We start from the raw sequence: 20,314 nt of genomic DNA, 5'->3' as shown, positions 1-20,314 counted from the left end.
CTCGGTGATCGGCCTGTGCGATTCCTGAGACAAGGCCCTGTGACAGGTCTGTGACAGTCGGCGGACACGGCCATGAAGGTGCGAGGGCAAGCTTCTCGGCACAGGCAAGGAAGCAAGAAGCCGAGCACCACGCAACAAGCCGAACACCGGAAGTCCACGACGGGGGGCGCGAGATGAACACGCTGCACAGCAACAGCACCAGCGCAGTGATCACGCGTCTGCACGACGTGAACGGGGGCCGGGGTTCCGAGAAGTCCGGTGCCGTGAGCGGGCGGGGGTGCGCTCGCGGCGCCGGGCGTCAGCACACCGCGTACATGACGGTGGTTGACGGTTTCACGGGGGAAACGCACGGGGGAGCCGCGTACGGGGAGGGCTCGGGGGAGCGTCGTTCGCTGTCGGAGGCGGAGTTCACCGCCTACGTCCAGGAGCGCCGCGCCTCCCTGTACGCAACCGCCTACCACCTCACCGGTGACCGCTTCGAGGCCGAGGACCTGCTCCAGAGTGCGCTGTTCTCGACGTACAAGGCATGGGACCGGATCAGTGACAAGGCCGCGGTCGGGGGCTACCTCCGCCGCACCATGACCAATCTGCACATCAGCGCGTGGCGCCGCCGCAAGCTGAACGAGTACCCGACCGAGGAACTGCCGGAGACGCCCGGCGACACGGACGCGATGCGCGGCACCGAACTGCGCGCGGTCCTGTGGCAGGCGCTGGCCCGGCTGCCCGAACTCCAGCGCACGATGCTGGTCCTGCGCTACTACGAGGGCCGCACCGACCCGGAGATCGCGGAGATCCTCGACATCAGTGTCGGCACGGTCAAGAGCAGCATCTGGCGGTCGCTCCGCCGGCTGCGCGAGGACGAGGTCCTCAGCCACGACCGTGACGAGCAGAACGCCTTCGGGGAGCTTGTCGCCTGAGGGTGGGGGGGAAGCGCCACCACGGGGGAAGCGGTAGCGGGGTGGCGCGGCAACACGGGGGAGCGGTGACCGGGGGGTCGCCGCACGGGGGGAAGCACCACGGGGGAAAGTACGGGGGAGCACCAAGAAGCGGGGCTGGAGGGCCGGGGGGTCCGTCCAGTCCCGCTTTGGTGTGCGGTCAGCGGGCCGTCATGGGAGCCGCGTCGGCGGGGGTGTCCCCCACGGCGACACTCTCGGCGGGGTCCACCCCCTCGATGGCGTACGCGCCCGTCCGCCGCTCGGCAGAGCCGTTGTCCACGCCGTCCCCGGTGTCGTCGCAGGCCTCGACCGTGGCGGTACCCAGGCGCTCGCCGACAGTGAAGACGGACTTCTCGGTGGGCAGATAGCCCCGCCCGTCGTAGTTCACCAGTCCCGAGCAGGAGGCCGAGCCGCCGCCCGACTCCGCGCATCCGGCCAGGGCCAGCATCGCGGCCGTCACCAGCAGTGCTCCACATCTGATCGTCGTCATGGTCCTACGACGGTGGAGGCGCCGCAGTCGTTCAGCCCGCCTGCGTCGAAGCCGCCGGACGGCGTCCCGCCGCCGCTGCCGCCAGCCGGCCCAGCGCCTCGTCCTTGTCGCAGGCGTGGGCGCCGAGGGCGGTCTGCCGGGTGATGATCGTGCGCTCCAGACGCATCAGCCGCCAGCCGCGGCGGAGCAGGAACGGCACCGACTTGCGGCCCTCCTTGAGGTCCCGCAGGAAGCGGCGGCGGAATGTCTGCAAGGGACCGCGGCTCAGGCACAGCGCGTCGGCGAGGACGCCGGCCTCCCGGCAGCGGGTGACGATCTCGGCGGCGAAGATGCCCTCCGCGATGAACAGCGGGGTCCGGCCGATGTCGACGGTCTCGGCGCCGGTGATGGCGCTCAGCGAGATGTCGTACTGCGGGACGTCCGTACGGCCCGTGCGGCACAGTTCGGCGATGGCCGCCACCGCCGCGTCCGCGTCCCACGACTGCGGGTGGTCCCAGTCGATGTCGGAGCTCCCCGCCACCAGCGGCAGCGTCGGGTCGTCGCCCTCCTTGTAGAAGTCGTCGAGGCGCAGCACCGGGAGGCCGGAGCGGGCCGCGAGAAGGGACTTGCCGGAGCCGGAGGGGCCGCAGAGCAGCACGACTCGCGTCGGTATGGACGAAGGGGAACTCACGGGACACCAGTGTGCGGCATTCACCTGCTGTTCAACGACCCCGCGGGTCGGCTTTGAAGCGCGCGTCACACGTCAACTACCCTTCGTGTCGACCTGATTACCCTGTGCAAGTCGAAGGTGGCAGCAGCAATGGCCCGACACGCGTCCTCCTCCACCCCCACCGCCCAGCGCGCGCTGGCCGCCCTCGCGACCGCGGGCGTGGCCCTGGGCGCAGGCGCCGCGTCGGCCGCCGCGGACACCCAGCCGGTCGACGAGCTGGTGCACACCCGCCCCACCTCGCTGGGCCGGATCGACCCGCAGGCGGGCCTCCAGGGCCTGACGAACACGGTCGGCTATGTCACCGGCCCGGTCGCCGGCCTCAAGCCCAACCCCCTTGCCGGTACCGGTGTCGACCCCCTCGACAACGGACTCGGCACGCAGATCGCCGACTTCCAGCCGGTGGCCACGCAGATGCTGACCGCGCCCGTCGCGCAGGCGCAGTCCATCGGGAGCATGCCGGTGGTCGGACAGGTCACGGGGCTGCTGGGCAACGGCTGAGACCACCGCCGGGCGCAGCGGAGAGCCGCGTCTCCCCCGGACGGAGGGGAGACGCGGCTCTCCGGTCTCGGAAGACCCTCAGTAGGAGGAGCCCGACGCGCCCAGCGAACCCGTGGGGTGCCAGACCGTCTTCGTCTCCAGGAACGCCGTCATGCGGTCGATCCCGGGAGTCGCCGCGTAATCCACAGCCTGTGGACGGAGAACCCGCTTCAGGTTGTCCGCCGCCGCGATCTCCAGTTCCTTCGCCAGTACGTCGTCGGCGCCGGCCAGATCGATCGCGTTGACGTCCTGGTGCGCGGCGAGCGGCGTCGCGATCTCCGCCGTACGGCCGGACAGGACGTTGACCACACCGCCGGGGAGGTCCGAGGTGGCCAGGACCTCGCCGAGGGAGAGGGCGGGGAGCGGGGACTTCTCGCTCGCGATCACGATCGCCGTGTTGCCGGTCGCGATGACCGGGGCGACGACCGAGACCAGGCCCAGGAAGGACGACTGCTGCGGGGCCAGCACGGTGACGACGCCCGTCGGCTCCGGCGAGGAGAGGTTGAAGTACGGGCCCGCCACCGGGTTGGCGCCGCCGATCACCTGGGCGATCTTGTCGGTCCAGCCCGCGTACCAGACCCAGCGGTCGATCGCCGCGTCGACCTGGTCGCCCGCCCTGGACTTCGACAGCCCTTCGGCGTCGGCCACTTCGCGCACGAACTGCGCCTTGCGGCCCTCCAGCATCTCCGCGATCCGGTACAGGATCTGGCCCCGGTTGTAGGCGGTGGCGCCCGCCCAGCCGCCGAACGCCTTGCGGGCGGCGACGACCGCGTCACGGGCGTCCTTGCGGGACGAAAGCGGCGCGTTCGCCAGCCAGTTGCCCTTCGAGTCCGTCACCTCGTACACCCGGCCGCTCTCGGAACGCGGGAACTTCCCGCCGACGTACAGCTTGTAGGTCTTGAAGACGCTCAGACGCTCATTGCGGTCAGACATCGAGGTATGCCTCCAGGCCGTGCCGACCGCCCTCGCGGCCGAAGCCCGACTCCTTGTAACCGCCGAACGGCGAGGTCGGGTCGAACTTGTTGAACGTGTTGGACCAGATGACGCCCGCGCGCAGCTTGTTGGCCACGGCGAGGATCCGCGAGCCCTTCTCCGTCCAGATGCCGGCGGAGAGGCCGTACTGGCTGTTGTTGGCCTTCGCCACCGCCTCGTCGGGGGTACGGAAGGTCAGCACGGACAGCACCGGGCCGAAGATCTCGTCCCGCGCGATGGTGTGCGCCTGGGTGACGTTCGTGAACAGCGTCGGGGCGAACCAGTAGCCGGAGGTGGGCAGTTCGCAGGCGGGCGACCAGCGTTCGGCGCCCTCCGCCTCGCCCGCCTCGACGAGCGAGGTGATCCGGGTCAGCTGCTCCTCGGAGTTGATCGCGCCGATGTCCGTGTTCTTGTCCAGCGGGTCGCCGAGACGGAGCGTGGACAGACGGCGCTTGAGGGAGTCCAGCAGCTCGTCCTGGATCGACTCCTGGACGAGGAGGCGGGAGCCCGCGCAGCAGACCTGGCCCTGGTTGAAGAAGATGCCGTTGACGATCCCCTCCACCGCCTGGTCGATCGGGGCGTCGTCGAAGACGATGTTCGCGCCCTTGCCGCCCAGTTCCAGGGTCAGCTTCTTCGACGTACCCGCGACCGTGCGGGCGATCTGCTTGCCGACGGCCGTGGAGCCGGTGAAGGCGACCTTGTCGACGTCGGGGTGGGCCACCAGCGCGGCGCCCGTGTCGCCGTATCCCGGAAGGATGTTGACGACGCCCTTGGGGAGACCGGCCTGACGGCAGATGTCCGCGAAGAACAGGGCCGAGAGGGGGGTGGTCTCGGCGGGCTTGAGGACGACCGTGTTGCCGGTCGCCAGTGCCGGGGCGATCTTCCACGCCAGCATCAGCAGCGGGAAGTTCCACGGGATGACCTGGCCCGCGACGCCGAGGGGGCGCGGGGTCGCACCGAAGCCGGCGTGGTCGAGCTTGTCGGCCCAGCCCGCGTAGTAGAAGAAGTGCGCGGCGACCAGGGGCAGGTCGGCGTCGCGGGTCTCCTTGATCGGCTTGCCGTTGTCCAGGGTCTCCAGGACGGCCAGTTCGCGGCTGCGCTCCTGGATGATCCGGGCGATGCGGAACAGGTACTTGGCGCGCTCGGCGCCGGGCAGCGCCGACCACTTCTCGAAGGCCTTGCGGGCGGCCCCCACCGCGCGGTCGACGTCCGCCTCGCCCGCCCGGGCGATCTCCGACAGGACCTCCTCGGTCGACGGCGAGACGGTCTTGAAGACCTTGCCGTCGGCCGCCTCCACGAACTCACCGTCGATGAACAGGCCGTAGGACGGCGCGATGTCGACGACCGAGCGGGACTCGGGTGCCGGTGCGTACTCGAATGCAGATGCCATGTGGATCAGTCCACCGTCACGTAGTCGGGGCCGGAGTAGCGGCCGGTGGCCAGCTTCTGACGCTGCATCAGCAGGTCGTTCAGGAGCGAGGAGGCGCCGAAGCGGAACCAGTGGTTGTCCAGCCAGTCCTCGCCCACGGTCTCGTTGACCAGGACGAGGAACTTCACGGCGTCCTTGGTCGTCCTGATGCCGCCGGCGGGCTTCACGCCCACCTGTACCCCGGTCTGGGCGCGGAAGTCGCGGACCGCCTCCAGCATCAGGAGGGTGTTCGCGGGGGTCGCGTTCACCGCGACCTTGCCGGTGGACGTCTTGATGAAGTCGGCGCCGGCCAGCATGCCGAGCCAGCTCGCCCGCCGGATGTTGTCGTACGTCGACAGCTCGCCGGTCTCGAAGATGACCTTGAGGCGGGCGTTGGTCCCGCAGGCCTCCTTCACGGCGACGATCTCGTCGTACACCTTCATGTAGTGGCCCGCGAGGAACGCCCCGCGGTCGATGACCATGTCGATCTCGTCGGCGCCCGCGGCGACCGCGTCGCGGGCGTCGGCGAGCTTCACCGCCAGGGCCGCGCGACCCGCCGGGAAGGCGGTGGCGACCGAGGCGACCTTCACGGTCGAACCGGCGACGGCCTCCTTGGCGGCGGCCACCATGTCGGGATAGACGCAGACGGCCGCGGTCGCGGGGGTCGTCCGGTCGGTCGGGTCGGGGCGGACCGCCTTGGCGCCGAGCGCCCGGACCTTGCCCGGGGTGTCCGCGCCTTCCAGCGTCGTCAGATCGACCATCGAGATGGCGAGGTCGATGGCGTACGCCTTCGCGGTGGTCTTGATGGAACGGGTGCCGAGGGACGCGGCGCGCGCCTCCAGGCCGACCGCGTCGACGCCGGGCAGCCCGTGGAGGAAGCGACGCAGCGTGCTGTCGGACGCGGTCACGTCCGTAAGAGCGTGTGCGGGAGATGCAGTGGTGGGCATGGTCACCAGCCGAGCATATCTACGCGCGTAGCGGCTGTACAGCCCCGAGTGCTCGTCGCATCGGGCCCCACCACTGACGAGCGTCGCCGTACCCGTCGGGCACAATCGGGCCCATGACGACCAAGGACCGGATCTACCGCTCACCCGCGGCCATCGCCGGAGGCGTGCTGCTGCTCGCCATCGCCGTGTGGCTCGGCATCGACGCCCTGGTCCAGGGCACGGGCCGGACGCCCTGGCTGGCGCTCGCCGCGATGATCCTGGTGATCCCGCTGGTCGCCGCCTTCACCCTGCGCCCGGCCGTCTTCGCCGACGAGGACCGGATGCGGGTCCGCAACCCGTTCCGCGTGATCGTGCTGCCCTGGGGCCAGGTCGCCGCCTTCCGCTCCAGCTACTCCAACGAGGTCGTCGCCGCCTCCGGCACCAAGTACCAGCTCTGGTCCATCCCGGTCTCCCTGCGCGCCCGCAAGAAGGCGGCGCGGCGCACGGCCCGGGCGGAGTCCGGCGGCGGGCGTTCCCGGGGAACGGGCGGGCTCGGCTTCCCCGGCGCCGGTTCCACCGCTGCCGCCGCCGATGCCGCCGACGGCCCGCTGCGCGCCGAGACCGACAAGGTCATGGACGAGCTCCGCGAGCTGTGGGAGGCACGGGAGAAGGCGGAGAGCGCGCAGGGCGAGGTGTCCGTGCGCTGGGCGTACGAGGTGCTGGCGCCGGTGGTGGCCGGTGCGGTGCTGCTGGCGATCCTCATCGCGACGGGCTGACCCACGGGTTCACAGCTTCCGGGGTGATGATCTGCCCCGCCTCGGCCGTGCCGGATCCGAGGACCGCGACCACCGGCGTGGTCCGAGTGTCTGGAAGACGATGAGTACGCATCCCCAGCGGCCCCTGCCGCTGCCCGCCTCCGCGATACCCGACGGCTGTGCCCCCTGGAGCGGAGAACAGACGCGGCACTGGACGCGGGCGCTTCCGCCGCGCCTGGTGCCCTCACGGCCGCGGACCGAGGCCGTGATGGCGGTGGTGCTGCTGGGCCTCGGCGCCGCGCTGATGCTGGTCGCCGTCACGGACGGGGGCGTACCGCCTGTGGCCGCCGCGTTCATGGCCCTCCAAGCGGTCTGGCTGGTGTCCCGGCCCGAGGTCGTACGGTTCACCGCGCCGACGGCGGTCGTCATGGCTGTGGCACTGGAGCCCTCCTGGCCGCTCTTCCTGGCCTGCGCCGTCCTCGCGGGGCTGTGCGCACGGGCCGCCGAGACACGGCTCGCCGCCCGGAAGCGGCAGCGCGCAGCGGCTCTCGCGGCGGCCGGGGGTGTCACCGCGCGCGTGCCGTACGCCGATTCGCCGGTGACCCGCGGGAAGGGGCTGGCCTGGTTCGGCTCCGCCGTGCTGGCGGCCGGTGTCGCGGTGAGCGTCACCTCCGGCGCCTGGGACGACGTCGTCGACCGGGAGGGGGCCGCGACCGCGGGGCTCTACGTGGCCGGTCTCGGTCTGACCGTGCTGCTCTCCGCCGCGCTGGGCCGCCGCCGGGCCCTCGCACTGCGCCGGGAGCCGGTGCCGGTGCTGCGGGTGCTGGTGCGGGAGAACGCGGACGTGGACGCGGAGGTCTTCGCCGCCGATGATCCGGGCGCGCTGCGACCACTGTTCACCGTCTCCACGCTGGAGCTGGACGACGAGGATCAGGACGAGACACAGAGCGAGACGGAGGGCGAGGGCGACGAGCTCGACGAGGAGGAGCTGAACGTCCTCCTCGACCGGCTCGACGACGACGCTCCCGGGCCGCTGCGCGAGGCCGTCCTGTACGGGACCCCCTACGACGGCGCCGAGATCGTGCTCCTCGCCGCCGACGAGGACCCGGACGAGCCGCCCGTCGCCGAGTACTCGACCGGGCCCGTACGGCCGCTCTCCGACCGCACCGTGAACCGCGCGCTCGTCAAGGAGAAGCGGGCCGCGGCGGAGGAGGGGCGGATCGAGGTCGCTGCCGTACCGAAGCCGGTGACCCTGGGGCGCTGGCGCGCCGGATGGCCCGACCGGCTCACCGCCACCGCGGTGGTGCTGTGGGCCGGCCAGAACCTGTGGGGCGAGACCGGGGTGTGGCGGTGGGGCGCCGGCGGCGTCCTCGCCCTCTGCGGAGCCTGGGTGCTGACCTACTGGGTCGGCTGGCGCATCACGGCGGACAGCGCCGGGCTGTGGTTCAACGGGGTGCGGCGCACCCGGCACATCGCGTGGGACCACATCCGGATCGTCCGCTGCAAGGGCACCGAGCTGAGGATCGACAGCCGGCGGGCCACCTTCTCGGAGTGGAAGGCGTTCAGCCTGCGCTGGCGATGGCTGGAGCGGAGACTCGGCTTCGTCCACCCCTATGAACGGGTCGCCGCCGAGATCACCGCCATGTGGAAGGACCCGGCGGCCCGGCCGACCGGAGAGATCGACGCACGGGAGCGGGACCGCCGTCTGTGGCCGGTGACGCTGACCCTGCTCCTCGCCTGGGCGGCGGCCCTCTACCTCATGCCGTAGGCAGGTGCCCTACGGCGCGCTCGGCCACACCAGCACCATGTACGCCCCCCAGTACGCCGACCCCAGCACCGCCCCCGTCAGCACCAGTGCGCGGTAGTGGGCGGGGAGACGCAGGAGACGGACGGCGAGGGGGAGCAGGAGCGGGAACGCCGGCAGGAGGAAGCGGGCACGCGGGAAGTAGACACCGCCGCTGGCCAGCACGATCGCCAGCAGCACGCCGGTGAACACCAGCAGCGGAAGCGGCTGGCGGTCCCGGAGGCTCAGCGCCAACAGCGCCACCGACACCAGCAGCGTGCACGTCACCAGGACGAGGAACAGCTCCGGCGTCGAGTCGCGCACCAGCAGCTCCCGGAACCGCCGCAGGGTCTCCCGGCCGCCGTCCACCTCGTTGCGCCACAGCGCCTGTACGGCGAAGTAGCCGTCCCAGCGACCCAGACGCAGGCCCACCCAGCCGACGTACCCGCACCAGCCGAGCGGGGCGATCAGGGCGGCGGCGAGAGCGCGCGGGGAGAACCCGCGGCGCAGGGCGAGCAGACACGTCACCGACACCGCCGCGGCGACCGCGACGCCCGTCGGACGGGTCAGGCCGGCCAGGACCGCGAGCCAGGCCGCGGTGAGCGGACGGTCGGCGAGCAGGGCGTACAGGGTCCAGGCGGCGAACGCCGTGAACAGGGACTCCGTGTAGCCCATCCACTGCACCAGGCCCACCGGGAACGCGGCCCAGAGGGTGGTCAGGAGGATGCCGGCGCGGCGGCCGTGCAGACGGTCGCCCACCGCGAACACGCCCCAGGCCGCGCCGAGCGAGGCGAGGACGGCGATCAGCAGGCCCGTGGTGGCCCGGGTGCCGGGGGTGACGGCCGCGACCGCCTTCACCAGCACCGGGTACAGCGGGAAGAACGCCAGGTTGTTCGCGTCGTACGCGGTGCCCAGCTCGTGCGCGTAGCCGTGGTCGGCGATGCCCAGATACCAGTGCGCGTCCCACTGCGTCGCCAGGATCGGCCACACGCCGTGGCCCTGGTGGTGCGCCCAGAAGGAGAGGAACAGCAGGCCCACGACGCGTACGGCGACGTAGGCGAGGAGGGCGGGGGCGGCCCGGCGCAGGACGGGCGCGGCGGGGCGGGCCGTGGGCGCGGTGTCGGGTCGCCGGCTGCCCGGGATGCTGGGGGCGGTCGAGGACACGGGGCGGCTCCGGGGCGTGCGGCGGACGGGTTGTCCGCTCACCGTTTCCCGGAGAGCCGGTCAGGGGGTGGAGCGTATGGGGGGAGGGGGCGGTAAATCACCCGTTGGGGTGCCCCGACGGGTCGGGACGGTCGGGACACCCCGTCGGGCGCGGGTCAGATGCCGGCCGCCGCCGACAGGTCCCGCTTGATCGTCTCCAGTACGTCCGTCGCCCTGGCGTGGGCCGCCGGGAGGTCGGCGTGCGTCGCGACGGGGACGACGACCTCCAGATAGCACTTCAGCTTCGGCTCGGTGCCGCTGGGGCGGACGATGACGCGGGCGCCGTCGAGGGTGTACCGCAGGCCGTCGGTGGGCGGGAGCCGGTCCGTGCCCCGGGTGAGGTCCTCGGCCCTGGTGATCGCGAGCCCGGCCAGCTCGGTGGGCGGCTGCTCACGCAGGCGGCGCATGGCGTCGGCGATCACCGACAGGTCCTCGACGCGCACCGAGAGCTGGTCGGTGGCGTGCAGGCCGTGCTGTACGGCGAGGTCGTCGAGGAGGTCGAGGAGCGTGCGCCCCTCCTCCTTGAGCTCGGAGGCCAGTTCGGTGATGAGCAGGGCGGCCGTGATGCCGTCCTTGTCCCGCACGCCCTCCGGGTCCACGCAGTAGCCGAGGGCCTCCTCGTAGCCGTACCGCAGACCGTCCACGCGGGCGATCCACTTGAAGCCGGTCAGGGTCTCCTCGTACGGCAGACCCGCCTTCTCGGCGATCCGGCCGAGCAGGGAGGAGGAGACGATCGACTCGGCGAACGTACCCTGTGCCCCGCGGTTCACCAGATGGGCGGCGAGCAGGGCGCCGACCTCGTCGCCGCGCAGCATCCGCCAGTCGCCGTCCGCCTTGACGGCGACGGCACAGCGGTCGGCGTCCGGGTCGTTGGCGATGACCAGGTCCGGGTCCGTGGCGCGGGCCTTCGCGAAGGCGAGGTCCATCGCGCCGGGCTCCTCCGGGTTGGGGAAGGCGACGGTCGGGAAGTCCGGGTCGGGTTCGGCCTGCTCGGCGACGAGTTCCGGGGCGGGGAAGCCGGCGCGGGCGAAGGCGGCCAGCAGGACGTCCTTGCCGACGCCGTGCATCGCCGTGTAGACGGTGCGGGCGGTGCGGGGGGAGTCCTGCGCGAGTACGGCGTCCGTGCGGGCCAGATAGGCGTCGAGGACGGCGTCGTCGAGGGTCTCCCAGCCGGCGTCCGGGCGGGGGACGTCGTGGAGGCTCGCGATCGCGTCGATCTCCGCCGCGATCTCCGCGTCGGCGGGCGGGACGATCTGGGAGCCGTCGCCGAGATAGACCTTGTAGCCGTTGTCGCGGGGCGGGTTGTGGCTGGCGGTGACCTCTACTCCGGCGACCGCGCCGAGGTGCCTTATGGCGTACGCCAGGACGGGGGTGGGGAGTGGGCGGGGGAGGATCGCTGCTTTCAGTCCGGCGCCGGTCATCACTGCCGCGGTGTCGCGCGCGAAGTCGGCCGACTTGTGGCGGGCGTCGTAGCCGATGACTACGAGGCCGTCGGTGCTGCCCTGCTTCTTGAGGTACGCGGCGAGTCCGGCCGCGGCGCGGATGACGACGGCACGGTTCATGCGCATGGGGCCTGCGCCGAGTTCGCCTCTGAGGCCCGCGGTGCCGAACTGGAGGGTGCCGCTGAAGCGGGCGGTGAGCTCGGTGACGTCCCCGGCCTCGATGAGCTTGCCGAGTTCGTCACGGGTCTCGGGGTCGGGGTCCTCGGCGAGCCATGTCCTGGCCTGGGTGATGAGGTCGTCGTGCACCGGGGGGAGCCTCTCGTCGGTTGTGCGGGTGCGGGTGCGTGGGGGTGGCGGCCCCTGGGGGCTCCGCCCCCAGACCCCCGGCCTGTGCCCGCCCACCACCCGTTTACTGTCGGCCAAGAGGTGAACCTTTCGACCCACCGAGTCGGGCGGTGGATGGGCATAGGCCGGGGGTCCAGGGGGCGGAGCCCCCTGAGCGGTCAGATGCGGCCGAGCACCTGGGCCAGGAGGGCGCCCATCTGCGTCGCGCTGTCCCGGCCCGCCTGGAGGACCTCTTCGTGGTTGAGGGGCTCGCCCGTCATGCCCGCCGCGAGGTTCGTCACCAGGGAGATGCCGAGCACCTCCGCGCCGGCCTCACGCGCCGCGATCGCCTCCAGCACCGTCGACATGCCGACCAGGTCCGCGCCGATCACGCGGGCCATGCGGATCTCGGCCGGGGTCTCGTAGTGCGGGCCGGGGAACTGGGCGTACACGCCCTCTTCGAGGGTCGGGTCGATCTCCTTGCACAGGGCGCGCAGCCGAGGCGAGTAGAGGTCCGTCAGGTCGACGAAGTTCGCGCCGACGATCGGGGACGTCGCCGTGAGGTTGATGTGGTCGCTGATCAGGACCGGCTGGCCGGGGCGCATGCCCTCGCGCAGACCGCCGCAGCCGTTGGTGAGGACGATCGTCTTGCAGCCCGCCGCCACCGCCGTACGGACGCCGTGCGCGACCGCCGCCACGCCGCGGCCCTCGTAGTAGTGCGTGCGGCCCAGGAAGACCAGAGCCCGCTTCTCGCCCATCTGGTACGAGCGGATCTTGCCGCCGTGGCCCTCGACCGCCGGCGGCGGGAAGCCGGGCAGCTCGGTGACCTGGAACTCGGCGTCGGGAGCGCCGAGGGCGTCCACGGCCGGCGCCCAGCCGGAGCCCATCACGAGGGCGACGTCGTGGGTCTCGGCGCCGGTCAGTTCGCGCAGGCGCGCGGCGGCGGCGTCGGCGGCGGCGTGCGGGTCGCCCTGGATGTCGTCCGGAAGAAGAGATGCGTTCACGCGGATGAGCGTAGCTGGTCTGGGCCTACGCGCGTAGATGACAGAGCGAACGGGATGGCGATCGTTGTCTTGTCGTTTCCAACGAGAGGTGTGACGCGCGCTTCAGCAGGGACGCTTGCGCAGTTCCATCACATAGTCGTGCGGCGCGCCCGCCGATTCGGCCGCGTCCGCGATCTCGCCGAGGTACCGGGCCGAGGGCAGGCCGCCCTCGTAGGCGTCGAGGACGTACACCCACGCCGACTCCTCGGTGTCGAGCGTGTGCACCCGTACCCGCATCCGGCGGTAGATGCCGAGGCCGACGCCCTCCCACCGGTCCATGGAGTCCTCGTCCGGCGGGGCGATGTCGTACAGCGCGACGAAGACCTGGGAGAGGGGGTCCTCGACGAGGGTGGCGAGGGCGCCCTCCCAGCCCATCTGCTCGCCGCCGAAGGTGAGCCGCCAGCCGTTCAGCCAGCCCGTGGCGCGCAGCGGCGAGTGCGGTGCGCGGCGCGTCATCAGCCGGGCGTCGAGATTGCCGGCGTAGGCGGCGTAGAGCGACATGCAGGAGAGGGTACGGCAGCGGCATCCGGCGTCACTCCCGTAACAGTGGCGTCTCGGGCGGGCCCCCGGGCAGTAGCACCTTGAAGCGTGCGGGACAATGGAGTACGTGACTCGGATCGTGATCATCGGTGGCGGACCCGGCGGATACGAAGCGGCGCTGGTCGCGGCGCAGCTCGGCGCGGAGGTGACCGTCGTCGACTGCGACGGTCTGGGCGGAGCGTCGGTGCTGACCGACTGCGTGCCGTCGAAGACCCTTATCGCTACGGCCGAGGTGATGACCACCTTCGACTCGTCGTACGAAGAGCTCGGCATCATCGTGGCCGACGACACCCCGCCCCTGGAGCAGGCCGCCCGGGTCGTGGGCGTGGACCTGGGGAAGGTCAACCGGCGAGTCAAGCGGCTCGCGCTCGCGCAGTCGCACGACATCACCGCCTCCGTCACCCGCGCCGGCGCCCGCGTCATGCGCGGCCGTGGACGCCTGGAGGGCATGCAGGGCCTGGACGGCTCCCGCAAGGTGATCGTCAGCACCGCCGACGGCACCGAGGAGACCCTCGTCGCCGACGCCGTGCTGATCGCGACCGGCGGCCACCCGCGCGAGGTGCCCGACGCGCTGCCCGACGGCGAGCGCATCTTCAACTGGACGCAGGTCTACGACCTGACCGAGCTGCCGGAAGAGCTCATCGTGGTCGGTTCCGGTGTGACGGGCGCCGAGTTCGCCGGCGCCTATCAGGCGCTGGGGTCCAAGGTCACGCTCGTCTCGTCGCGCGACCGCGTGCTGCCCGGCGAGGACCCGGACGCCGCCGCCGTCCTGGAGGACGTCTTCCGCCGCCGCGGCATGAACGTCATGGCCCGCTCCCGCGCCGCCGCCGCCAAGCGGGTCGGCGACCGGGTCGAGGTCACCCTCTCCGACGGCCGTGTCATCTCCGGCACCCACTGCCTCATGGCCGTCGGCGCCATCCCCAACAGCGCGGGCCTCGGCCTGGAGGAGGCCGGCGTCAGGCTGCGCGACTCCGGGCACATCTGGACCGACAAGGTCTCCAGGACGACGGCTCCCGGTGTGTACGCCGCCGGTGACGTGACCGGCGTCTTCGCCCTCGCGTCCGTCGCCGCCATGCAGGGCCGTATCGCCATGTACCACTTCCTGGGCGACGCGGTGGCCCCGCTGAACCTCAAGACCGTCTCCTCCAACGTCTTCACCGACCCGGAGATCGCGACCGTCGGCTACACCCAGGCCGACGTCGACGCGGGCAAGATCGACGCGCGGGTCGTGAAGCTGCCCCTGCTGCGCAACCCGCGCGCCAAGATGCAGGGCATCCGCGACGGATTCGTCAAGATCTTCTGCCGCCCCGGCACGGGCATCGTCGTCGGCGGTGTGGTCGTCGCGCCGCGCGCTTCGGAACTGATCCATCCGATCTCGATCGCGGTCGACAACAACCTGACCGTCGAACAGATCGCGAACGCGTTCACCGTGTACCCCTCCCTTTCGGGGTCGATCGCCGAGGTGGCGCGTCAGCTCCACACCCGGAAGGAAACCGGCGGCGCCTGACGGCCGAAACCGACTCCCCGCTGGTCACAGGGAGTTGTCGACCATTCGTGCGGCATAGTCGGGGCGATTAGGCCCTATACCACTTCCGACTCTGCCGTGCGAACAACTTCGTTTATTCGGCGCATACTGCTGAAAGCAGACGGTCGTCCGCGTTACTGTCAGTTTCGTGTTCGCTGCAGAACGTCGCCAATTGATCCTCGAAATGGTGCGAGCGAACGGGGCCGTGTCGCTCCGTGAGCTCGCCCGCGTCGTCCAGACCTCCGAAGTGACCGTACGGCGGGACGTGCGCGCACTGGAGGCAGAAGGACTCCTCGACCGCCGACATGGCGGTGCGGTATTGCCGGGCGGGTTCACGCGGGAGTCCGGCTTTCCGCAGAAATCGCATCTCGCGACCGCCGAGAAGACGGCCATCGCCGACCTCGCCGCGAACTTCGTCGAAGAAGGCGAAGCCATCGTGGTCGGGGCGGGTACGACGACACAGGAGCTGGCCCGCCGGCTCGCTCGCGTACCCGGGCTGACCGTCGTCACCAACTCCCTGCTGGTGGCTCAGGCGTTGGCCCATGCCAACCGGGTGGAAGTCGTGATGACCGGCGGCACGCTGCGGGGCTCCAACTACGCGCTGGTCGGTTCCGGCGCGGAGCAGTCCCTGCAGGGGCTGCGGGTGTCGCGGGCCTTCCTGTCCGGCAGCGGTCTCACCGCCGAGCGCGGGCTGTCCACGTCCAACATGCTGTCGGCGTCCGTCGACCGGGCGTTGGTGCAGGCCGCGGCGGAGGTCGTGGTGCTCGCCGATCACACCAAGCTCGGTACGGACACCATGTTCCAGACCGTGCCCACCGATGTGATCACGCGGCTGGTGACGGATGAGCCGCCGGCTCATGACGACCGCGCCGGCACGGAGTTGCAGGCGCTGGCCGACCAGGGTGTGCAGATCGCTGTCGCGGGGGCGTCGGGAAACTCGGGGGGTTCGGGGGGCTCGGGTGATTCCGTCCCCCCGCGCCAAGCTCGCCGTGACGTGGCCCTGCCGGGGCCTCGGCGGGGGCAGGTTCCGGGGGCGGGGCTTCGGACGTTGACGTCTGAGGCGCCGGGGGCTGAGCAGCAGCGGGCGCGGGTCGCTGACATGCGGCGGCGTTGAAGGGCCGATGCCTAGTCGCCGTAGGGGTTCGTGTGAGTGCGCGAGTGCAGGCCGTATGTGGCTGGTCGCGCAGTTCCCCGCGCCCCTAAGTAAGTCCCCGCAGCGTTAGTTGCAACAATCTGTCCGCCAAGTCCTCGTCCCCCGGGCTCTCCTCCGCCGCCAGTGCGATCGCATGGGTCAGTTGGAGGAGGTCGGTGATTGCCACGTCCTCGCGTACCGCGCCCGCCTCCTGCGCTCGCCGCAGCAGCGCGCTGCCCGCCTCCCTGATCGGGTCGCTGCACCGTGCCAGTGCCGACGTGTCGTCGGACGTCACCGACATCAACTGCCTTGCCAGGCCCCGGTACTCGCCTGCGTGCGTGACGATCTCGCGCAGCCAGGTCACCAGGGCCGCGCAGGGGTTGGGGTCGGCCAGGAGTTCGTGGGAGCGGGCCAGCAAGTCCGCCACCGCGTCCTCGAAGACCGCGCTCAGCAGGGCGTTGCGGTTGGGGAAGTGGCGGTAGAGGGTGCCGATGCCGACGCCCGCGCGTCTTGCCACGTCCTCCAGGGACGCCTCCGCGCCGTGCGCGGCGAAGGCCGAGCGGGCCTCGGTGAGGAGGCGCTCGTAGTTGCGGCGGGCGTCGGCGCGCATGGCGCGTGTCGGTGCGGAGGCCGCCGTGGCCTCCCGGTTCTCCGCGGTCTCCCGTGAGATCGCGCTCACCATGGCTCCCACCTGCTCTCTCGCACGCCCCCGGTATGCCCCCAGGATGCCATCGAAGGCGGCCGACCGGGCTTGCCGGGGCGCGCTGAGGCCGTACCTTCTTCTCGGGAGAGCCTTTCTCGGGGTTTCCTCTGACATCTCAGGACTTCTCAGGGCGAGAGCGGCGCCGGGAGAGTGCGTATGGAGATCGCCGGTCGGGATGCGCGGCGGGTGCTCGGGATCGCGGGCGAGCTGGAAGACGCCGGGTCGGAGCGGGAGTTGCGGGGGCGGGCGCTGGGGGCGCTGATGGAGTTGATCCCGGCCGACGCGGGGCAGGCGTACCGGCTCTCCGTCGACGGGGCCGGGGTGTCCGCGCTGTCCGTGCCCGAGGACTCCTTCCATGCCGACCCGAGGGTGATCTACGACCATCCCCTGGACCACCCGCTCACCGGGATCATGCTGGAGACGCCCACGTCGGCGGCCTGGCGGGTCAGCGATGTCGCCGGGGACCGGCAGTGGCGGCGTACCCACTGCTTCAATCTGGACTTCCGGCCCTTCGGGCTGCGCCGGCATCTGGTGGCGACGGCCGGTGCCGGGCAGGGCGCGGTCGAGGGGTACGCGCTCGTCAGGTCCGGCGCCGACTTCAGTGAACGGGAACGCGATCTGCTCGGCTTCGCCCAGCTTCAACTCGCGGCAGTGGAGCGGAGGTTGGCCGATCGGCAGCGGCTGCTCGCGTTCTCCGACGCCGCGCTGGCCCTCGCCACGAGTCATGGGTGGGGTGTCGCGGTACGGGGCGAGGACGGGCGGGCCCAGCCGCTGAACGCCCTCGCCGCCGACCTGCTGACCGTCGTACGTGACGATCCCCGGCTCGCTGACGAACACCGTTTCACCGTCCGGGACGTCGAGGTGCGGCCCGTGCCGCCGGCCGCGCCCGAGCTGCCCGCGTTGGTGCTTCTCCGCGACCTCGCCCGAGGCCGGGCCGCCGCACGGCTGTTCGGCGTGACCGAGCAGGAGCACCGGACCCTGCGCCAGCTGCACGACGGCCGTACGGCGACGGAGGCGGCCCGGCGGATGGGGCTCTCCCCGACCACCGTGCGCGGCTATATCGCGTCCCTGCACCGGAAGCTGGAGGCGGGGCACACGGCGGCGCTGCTGCGGCGGGGGCGGGACCTCGGGCTGCTGTCCGACTGACTGCCTGAGGACCGGCCGCCGCAACCCTCAGAATTGACGGATGGTCACCGGGCGGGGCCGCTCGGTTCACTGGCCTGAGGCGCTCCGAAAAGACGCGACCTCAGGGGGACTTCCATGGCCACCACGTCGTCACACCCGCCCACCACCACCGAACCGGCGCCCGCCGGGACCGCACGGCGGCTCGCGGCGGCCGCGGCCGTACTGGGGCCGCTGCTGTTCGCGGCGGCGTTCCTGATCAGCCCGTACGACACCAACGCCGACGCCGACGAGATCGCCCGGGTGATCGCCGCCCACCAGGGCGCCACCGAGGTGTCCGTGTGGCTGTGGACGGCCGGCACCGTCGTCCTCGCCCCCGGCCTGATCGCCGTCGGCATGCTGGCCACCGCGCGGTCCGCCCGGCTCGGCCTGTGGGGCTCGGTCCTCTTCGGTACCGGGCTGCTCGCGATCACCGCGACCCCGTCGCTCGACACCGTCGCCCTCGGCGCGTTCGACAAGGGGGTCCCCGTGGCCACCCTCGCGAAGGTGGCCACGGGGACCAACGATCTGCCCGCGGTGGGGGTCCCCGTCCTCTACTTCGTCGCCGCCCATGTCGTCGGCGCCGTCCTGCTCGGCGTCGCGCTGCTGCGCGGCCGGACCGTCCCGGCGTGGGCCGCCTGGCTGCTGATCCTGTCCATGCCGTTCAACGTCGCCGGCTACGCGACCGGCGTCGACCCGGTGACCGTGCTGTCGTTCGTGATGCTCGCCGTCGCCTTCGGCTACGCGGCCCTCGCCTTCGTGCGCCATGGCACGGGGTGGGTCCGCAGCCCCTCGTAGACCACCGCCTCGGGGGAGAAGGAAACGGAGCGCCCGGCGGACTGACTGCTCCAGTCCGCCGGGCGCCCCGGTATGCCGTGGGAGACCTGCTCAGTCCTTGATCTCGCAGATCGCCGCGCCGGACGTGATCGACGCGCCGACCTCGGCGGACAGGCCCTTGATGGTGCCGGAGCGGTGCGCGTTGAGCGGCTGCTCCATCTTCATGGCCTCCAGGACGACGACCAGGTCGCCCTCCTTGACCTCCTGGCCCTCCTCGACGGCGATCTTGACGATCGTGCCCTGCATCGGGGAGGCGAGGGTGTCGCCGGAGGCGACGGGGCCGGACTTCTTGGCCGCGCGGCGCTTGGGCTTGGCGCCCGCCGCGAGACCGGTGCGGGCCAGCGTCATGCCGAGCGAGGACGGCAGGGAGACCTCCAGGCGCTTGCCGCCGACCTCGACCACGATCGTCTCGCGGTCCTTGTCGTCCTCGTCCGCCTCCGCGTCGGTGGGGGCGGCGAAGGGCTTGATCTCGTTGACGAACTCGGTCTCGATCCAGCGGGTGTGGACCGTGAACGGGTCGGCGGAGCCGGTGAGTTCGGGGGCGAACGCCGGGTCCTTGACCACCGCGCGGTGGAACGGGATCGCCGTCGCCATGCCCTCGACCTGGAACTCCTCCAGGGCGCGGGCGGCCCGCTGGAGCGCCTGCTCACGGGTGGCGCCGGTGACGATCAGCTTGGCCAGCAGGGAGTCCCACGCCGGGCCGATCACGCTGCCGGACTCGACGCCCGCGTCCAGGCGGACGCCCGGGCCGGTCGGCGGGGCGAACGTGGTGACCGTGCCGGGAGCCGGGAGGAAGTTGCGGCCCGGGTCCTCGCCGTTGATGCGGAACTCGAAGGAATGGCCGCGCAGCTCCGGGTCGCCGTAGCCGAGCTCCTCGCCGTCGGCGATACGGAACATCTCGCGCACCAGGTCGATGCCGGCGACCTCCTCGGTGACCGGGTGCTCCACCTGGAGACGGGTGTTGACCTCCAGGAAGGAGATCGTGCCGTCCATGCCGACCAGGAACTCGACCGTGCCCGCACCGACGTAGCCGGCCTCCTTGAGGATGGCCTTCGACGACGCGTACAGCTCGGCGACCTGGGCGTCGGAGAGGAACGGCGCGGGCGCCTCCTCGACCAGCTTCTGGTGGCGGCGCTGGAGCGAGCAGTCACGCGTGGACACGACGACCACGTTGCCGTGGCTGTCGGCCAGGCACTGCGTCTCCACGTGCCGCGGCTTGTCGAGGTAGCGCTCGACGAAGCACTCGCCCCGGCCGAACGCGGCCACGGCCTCACGGACCGCCGACTCGTACAGCTCCGGGACCTCTTCCAGCGTCCGGGCGACCTTCAGACCACGGCCACCACCACCGAAGGCGGCCTTGATGGCGATCGGCAGGCCGTGCTCCTCGGCGAACGCCACGACCTCGTCCGCCCCGGAGACCGGGTCCGGCGTGCCGGCGACCAGCGGCGCACCGGCGCGCTGGGCGATGTGCCGGGCGGCGACCTTGTCACCGAGGTCGCGGATGGCCTGCGGCGGCGGGCCGATCCAGATCAGGCCCGCGTCCAGGACCGCCTGCGCGAACTCGGCGTTCTCGGACAGGAAGCCGTAGCCCGGGTGGATGGCGTCGGCCCCGGACTCCCGGGCGGCGTTCAGGATCTTGTCGATCACCAGATAACTGGTCGCCGGGGTGTCACCGCCCAGGGCGAACGCCTCATCCGCGGCGCGGACATGCAGAGCGTCCCGGTCCGGGTCGGCGTATACGGCCACGCTCGCGATACCGGCATCCCGGCAGGCCCGGGCCACGCGGACAGCGATTTCGCCACGGTTGGCGATGAGCACCTTGCGCACGATTGAGGCTCCCTCCTTGAAACAAGCCGAGTTTAGGGACTGCCGACACGGCACTTCGACCC

At 71.7% G+C, this 20,314-nt stretch carries 19 protein-coding genes; 8 read left to right on the top strand and 11 right to left on the bottom strand.

The window, feature by feature from the left end; genetic code table 11:
- Positions 1-173: 173 nt before the first annotated feature.
- A complete protein-coding gene (locus ACIHIX_RS02925; RefSeq protein ID WP_399949037.1) occupies positions 174-917 on the top strand; it encodes a SigE family RNA polymerase sigma factor in 744 nt (247 codons plus the stop codon).
- Between the two features lie 178 nt (positions 918-1,095).
- Here ACIHIX_RS02925 and ACIHIX_RS02920 read toward each other — a convergent pair whose 3' ends face one another.
- Positions 1,096-1,425 carry a DUF6281 family protein gene (locus ACIHIX_RS02920; RefSeq protein ID WP_399949035.1) on the bottom strand — a complete coding sequence of 110 codons (330 nt, stop codon included), beginning with the start codon at positions 1,423-1,425 and terminating at the stop codon, positions 1,096-1,098.
- A 31-nt stretch (positions 1,426-1,456) separates the two neighbouring features.
- Positions 1,457-2,164, bottom strand: a complete 708-nt coding sequence (locus tag ACIHIX_RS02915; protein ID WP_399949033.1) for a uridine kinase — start codon at positions 2,162-2,164, stop codon at positions 1,457-1,459.
- A 60-nt stretch (positions 2,165-2,224) separates the two neighbouring features.
- Here ACIHIX_RS02915 and ACIHIX_RS02910 point away from each other — a divergent pair, with 60 nt between their 5' ends.
- Entirely contained in the window at positions 2,225-2,632 is a 408-nt protein-coding gene (locus tag ACIHIX_RS02910) for a hypothetical protein (RefSeq protein ID WP_399949031.1), read from the top strand.
- 78 nt (positions 2,633-2,710) lie between these two features.
- Here ACIHIX_RS02910 and ACIHIX_RS02905 read toward each other — a convergent pair whose 3' ends face one another.
- Genes ACIHIX_RS02905 through deoC form a run of 3 tightly spaced genes read right to left on the bottom strand, consistent with a single transcriptional unit; the run spans position 2,711 to position 6,004 of the window.
- Positions 2,711-3,604, bottom strand: coding sequence for an aldehyde dehydrogenase family protein (locus ACIHIX_RS02905; RefSeq protein WP_399949029.1), 894 nt, complete (start codon positions 3,602-3,604; stop codon positions 2,711-2,713).
- Positions 3,597-5,033 carry an aldehyde dehydrogenase family protein gene (locus tag ACIHIX_RS02900; RefSeq protein ID WP_399949027.1) on the bottom strand — a complete coding sequence of 479 codons (1,437 nt, stop codon included), beginning with the start codon at positions 5,031-5,033 and terminating at the stop codon, positions 3,597-3,599. The genes ACIHIX_RS02905 and ACIHIX_RS02900 overlap by 8 nt, the downstream gene beginning before the upstream one ends.
- A gap of 5 nt (positions 5,034-5,038) precedes the next feature.
- Positions 5,039-6,004, bottom strand: coding sequence for a deoxyribose-phosphate aldolase (gene deoC / locus ACIHIX_RS02895; RefSeq protein ID WP_399949025.1), 966 nt, complete (start codon positions 6,002-6,004; stop codon positions 5,039-5,041).
- 107 nt (positions 6,005-6,111) lie between these two features.
- On the opposite strand from deoC, the gene ACIHIX_RS02890 reads away from it, so the two are divergent.
- Both ACIHIX_RS02890 and ACIHIX_RS02885 read left to right on the top strand, forming a co-directional pair.
- On the top strand, positions 6,112-6,753 hold the full coding sequence (locus tag ACIHIX_RS02890) for a PH domain-containing protein (protein ID WP_399949023.1): 642 nt from the start codon (positions 6,112-6,114) through the stop codon (positions 6,751-6,753).
- Positions 6,754-6,853: 100 nt separating this feature from the next.
- Positions 6,854-8,500 carry a hypothetical protein gene (locus ACIHIX_RS02885; RefSeq protein WP_399949021.1) on the top strand — a complete coding sequence of 549 codons (1,647 nt, stop codon included), beginning with the start codon at positions 6,854-6,856 and terminating at the stop codon, positions 8,498-8,500.
- A gap of 9 nt (positions 8,501-8,509) precedes the next feature.
- Here the strand turns inward: ACIHIX_RS02885 and ACIHIX_RS02880 are convergent, their stop codons facing one another.
- The 4 genes from ACIHIX_RS02880 to ACIHIX_RS02865 all read right to left on the bottom strand — a co-directional run bounded on the left by ACIHIX_RS02880 (position 8,510) and on the right by ACIHIX_RS02865 (position 13,028).
- Positions 8,510-9,679, bottom strand: coding sequence for a hypothetical protein (locus ACIHIX_RS02880; protein ID WP_399949019.1), 1,170 nt, complete (start codon positions 9,677-9,679; stop codon positions 8,510-8,512).
- Positions 9,680-9,834: 155 nt separating this feature from the next.
- Positions 9,835-11,466 carry a phospho-sugar mutase gene (locus ACIHIX_RS02875; protein WP_399949017.1) on the bottom strand — a complete coding sequence of 544 codons (1,632 nt, stop codon included), beginning with the start codon at positions 11,464-11,466 and terminating at the stop codon, positions 9,835-9,837.
- Positions 11,467-11,663: 197 nt separating this feature from the next.
- A complete protein-coding gene (locus ACIHIX_RS02870) occupies positions 11,664-12,488 on the bottom strand; it encodes a purine-nucleoside phosphorylase (RefSeq protein WP_329335416.1) in 825 nt (274 codons plus the stop codon).
- A 102-nt stretch (positions 12,489-12,590) separates the two neighbouring features.
- Positions 12,591-13,028, bottom strand: a complete 438-nt coding sequence (locus tag ACIHIX_RS02865) for a gamma-glutamylcyclotransferase (RefSeq protein ID WP_329335415.1) — start codon at positions 13,026-13,028, stop codon at positions 12,591-12,593.
- 97 nt (positions 13,029-13,125) lie between these two features.
- Between ACIHIX_RS02865 and ACIHIX_RS02860 the strand changes: the two genes are divergently transcribed.
- Positions 13,126-14,574, top strand: coding sequence for an NAD(P)H-quinone dehydrogenase (locus tag ACIHIX_RS02860; RefSeq protein WP_399949014.1), 1,449 nt, complete (start codon positions 13,126-13,128; stop codon positions 14,572-14,574).
- Positions 14,575-14,740: 166 nt separating this feature from the next.
- Entirely contained in the window at positions 14,741-15,706 is a 966-nt protein-coding gene (locus ACIHIX_RS02855) for a DeoR/GlpR family DNA-binding transcription regulator (RefSeq protein ID WP_399949013.1), read from the top strand.
- Positions 15,707-15,791: 85 nt separating this feature from the next.
- Here ACIHIX_RS02855 and ACIHIX_RS02850 read toward each other — a convergent pair whose 3' ends face one another.
- Positions 15,792-16,334 carry a TetR/AcrR family transcriptional regulator gene (locus ACIHIX_RS02850; RefSeq protein WP_399950032.1) on the bottom strand — a complete coding sequence of 181 codons (543 nt, stop codon included), beginning with the start codon at positions 16,332-16,334 and terminating at the stop codon, positions 15,792-15,794.
- A 249-nt stretch (positions 16,335-16,583) separates the two neighbouring features.
- Here ACIHIX_RS02850 and ACIHIX_RS02845 point away from each other — a divergent pair, with 249 nt between their 5' ends.
- The gene (locus tag ACIHIX_RS02845) at positions 16,584-17,573 is read left to right on the top strand and encodes a response regulator transcription factor (protein WP_399949012.1); all 990 of its coding nucleotides are present in this window, start codon (positions 16,584-16,586) and stop codon (positions 17,571-17,573) included.
- Between the two features lie 114 nt (positions 17,574-17,687).
- On the top strand, positions 17,688-18,386 hold the full coding sequence (locus tag ACIHIX_RS02840; protein ID WP_399949011.1) for a hypothetical protein: 699 nt from the start codon (positions 17,688-17,690) through the stop codon (positions 18,384-18,386).
- A gap of 90 nt (positions 18,387-18,476) precedes the next feature.
- Here the strand turns inward: ACIHIX_RS02840 and ACIHIX_RS02835 are convergent, their stop codons facing one another.
- On the bottom strand, positions 18,477-20,252 hold the full coding sequence (locus ACIHIX_RS02835; RefSeq protein ID WP_399949010.1) for an acetyl/propionyl/methylcrotonyl-CoA carboxylase subunit alpha: 1,776 nt from the start codon (positions 20,250-20,252) through the stop codon (positions 18,477-18,479).
- Positions 20,253-20,314 lie beyond the last annotated feature (62 nt).

This window comes from Streptomyces sp. NPDC051913 (assembly GCF_044593635.1).
GTDB lineage: Bacteria > Actinomycetota > Actinomycetes > Streptomycetales > Streptomycetaceae > Streptomyces.
This window is presented reverse-complemented; position numbering and strand designations above follow the sequence as displayed.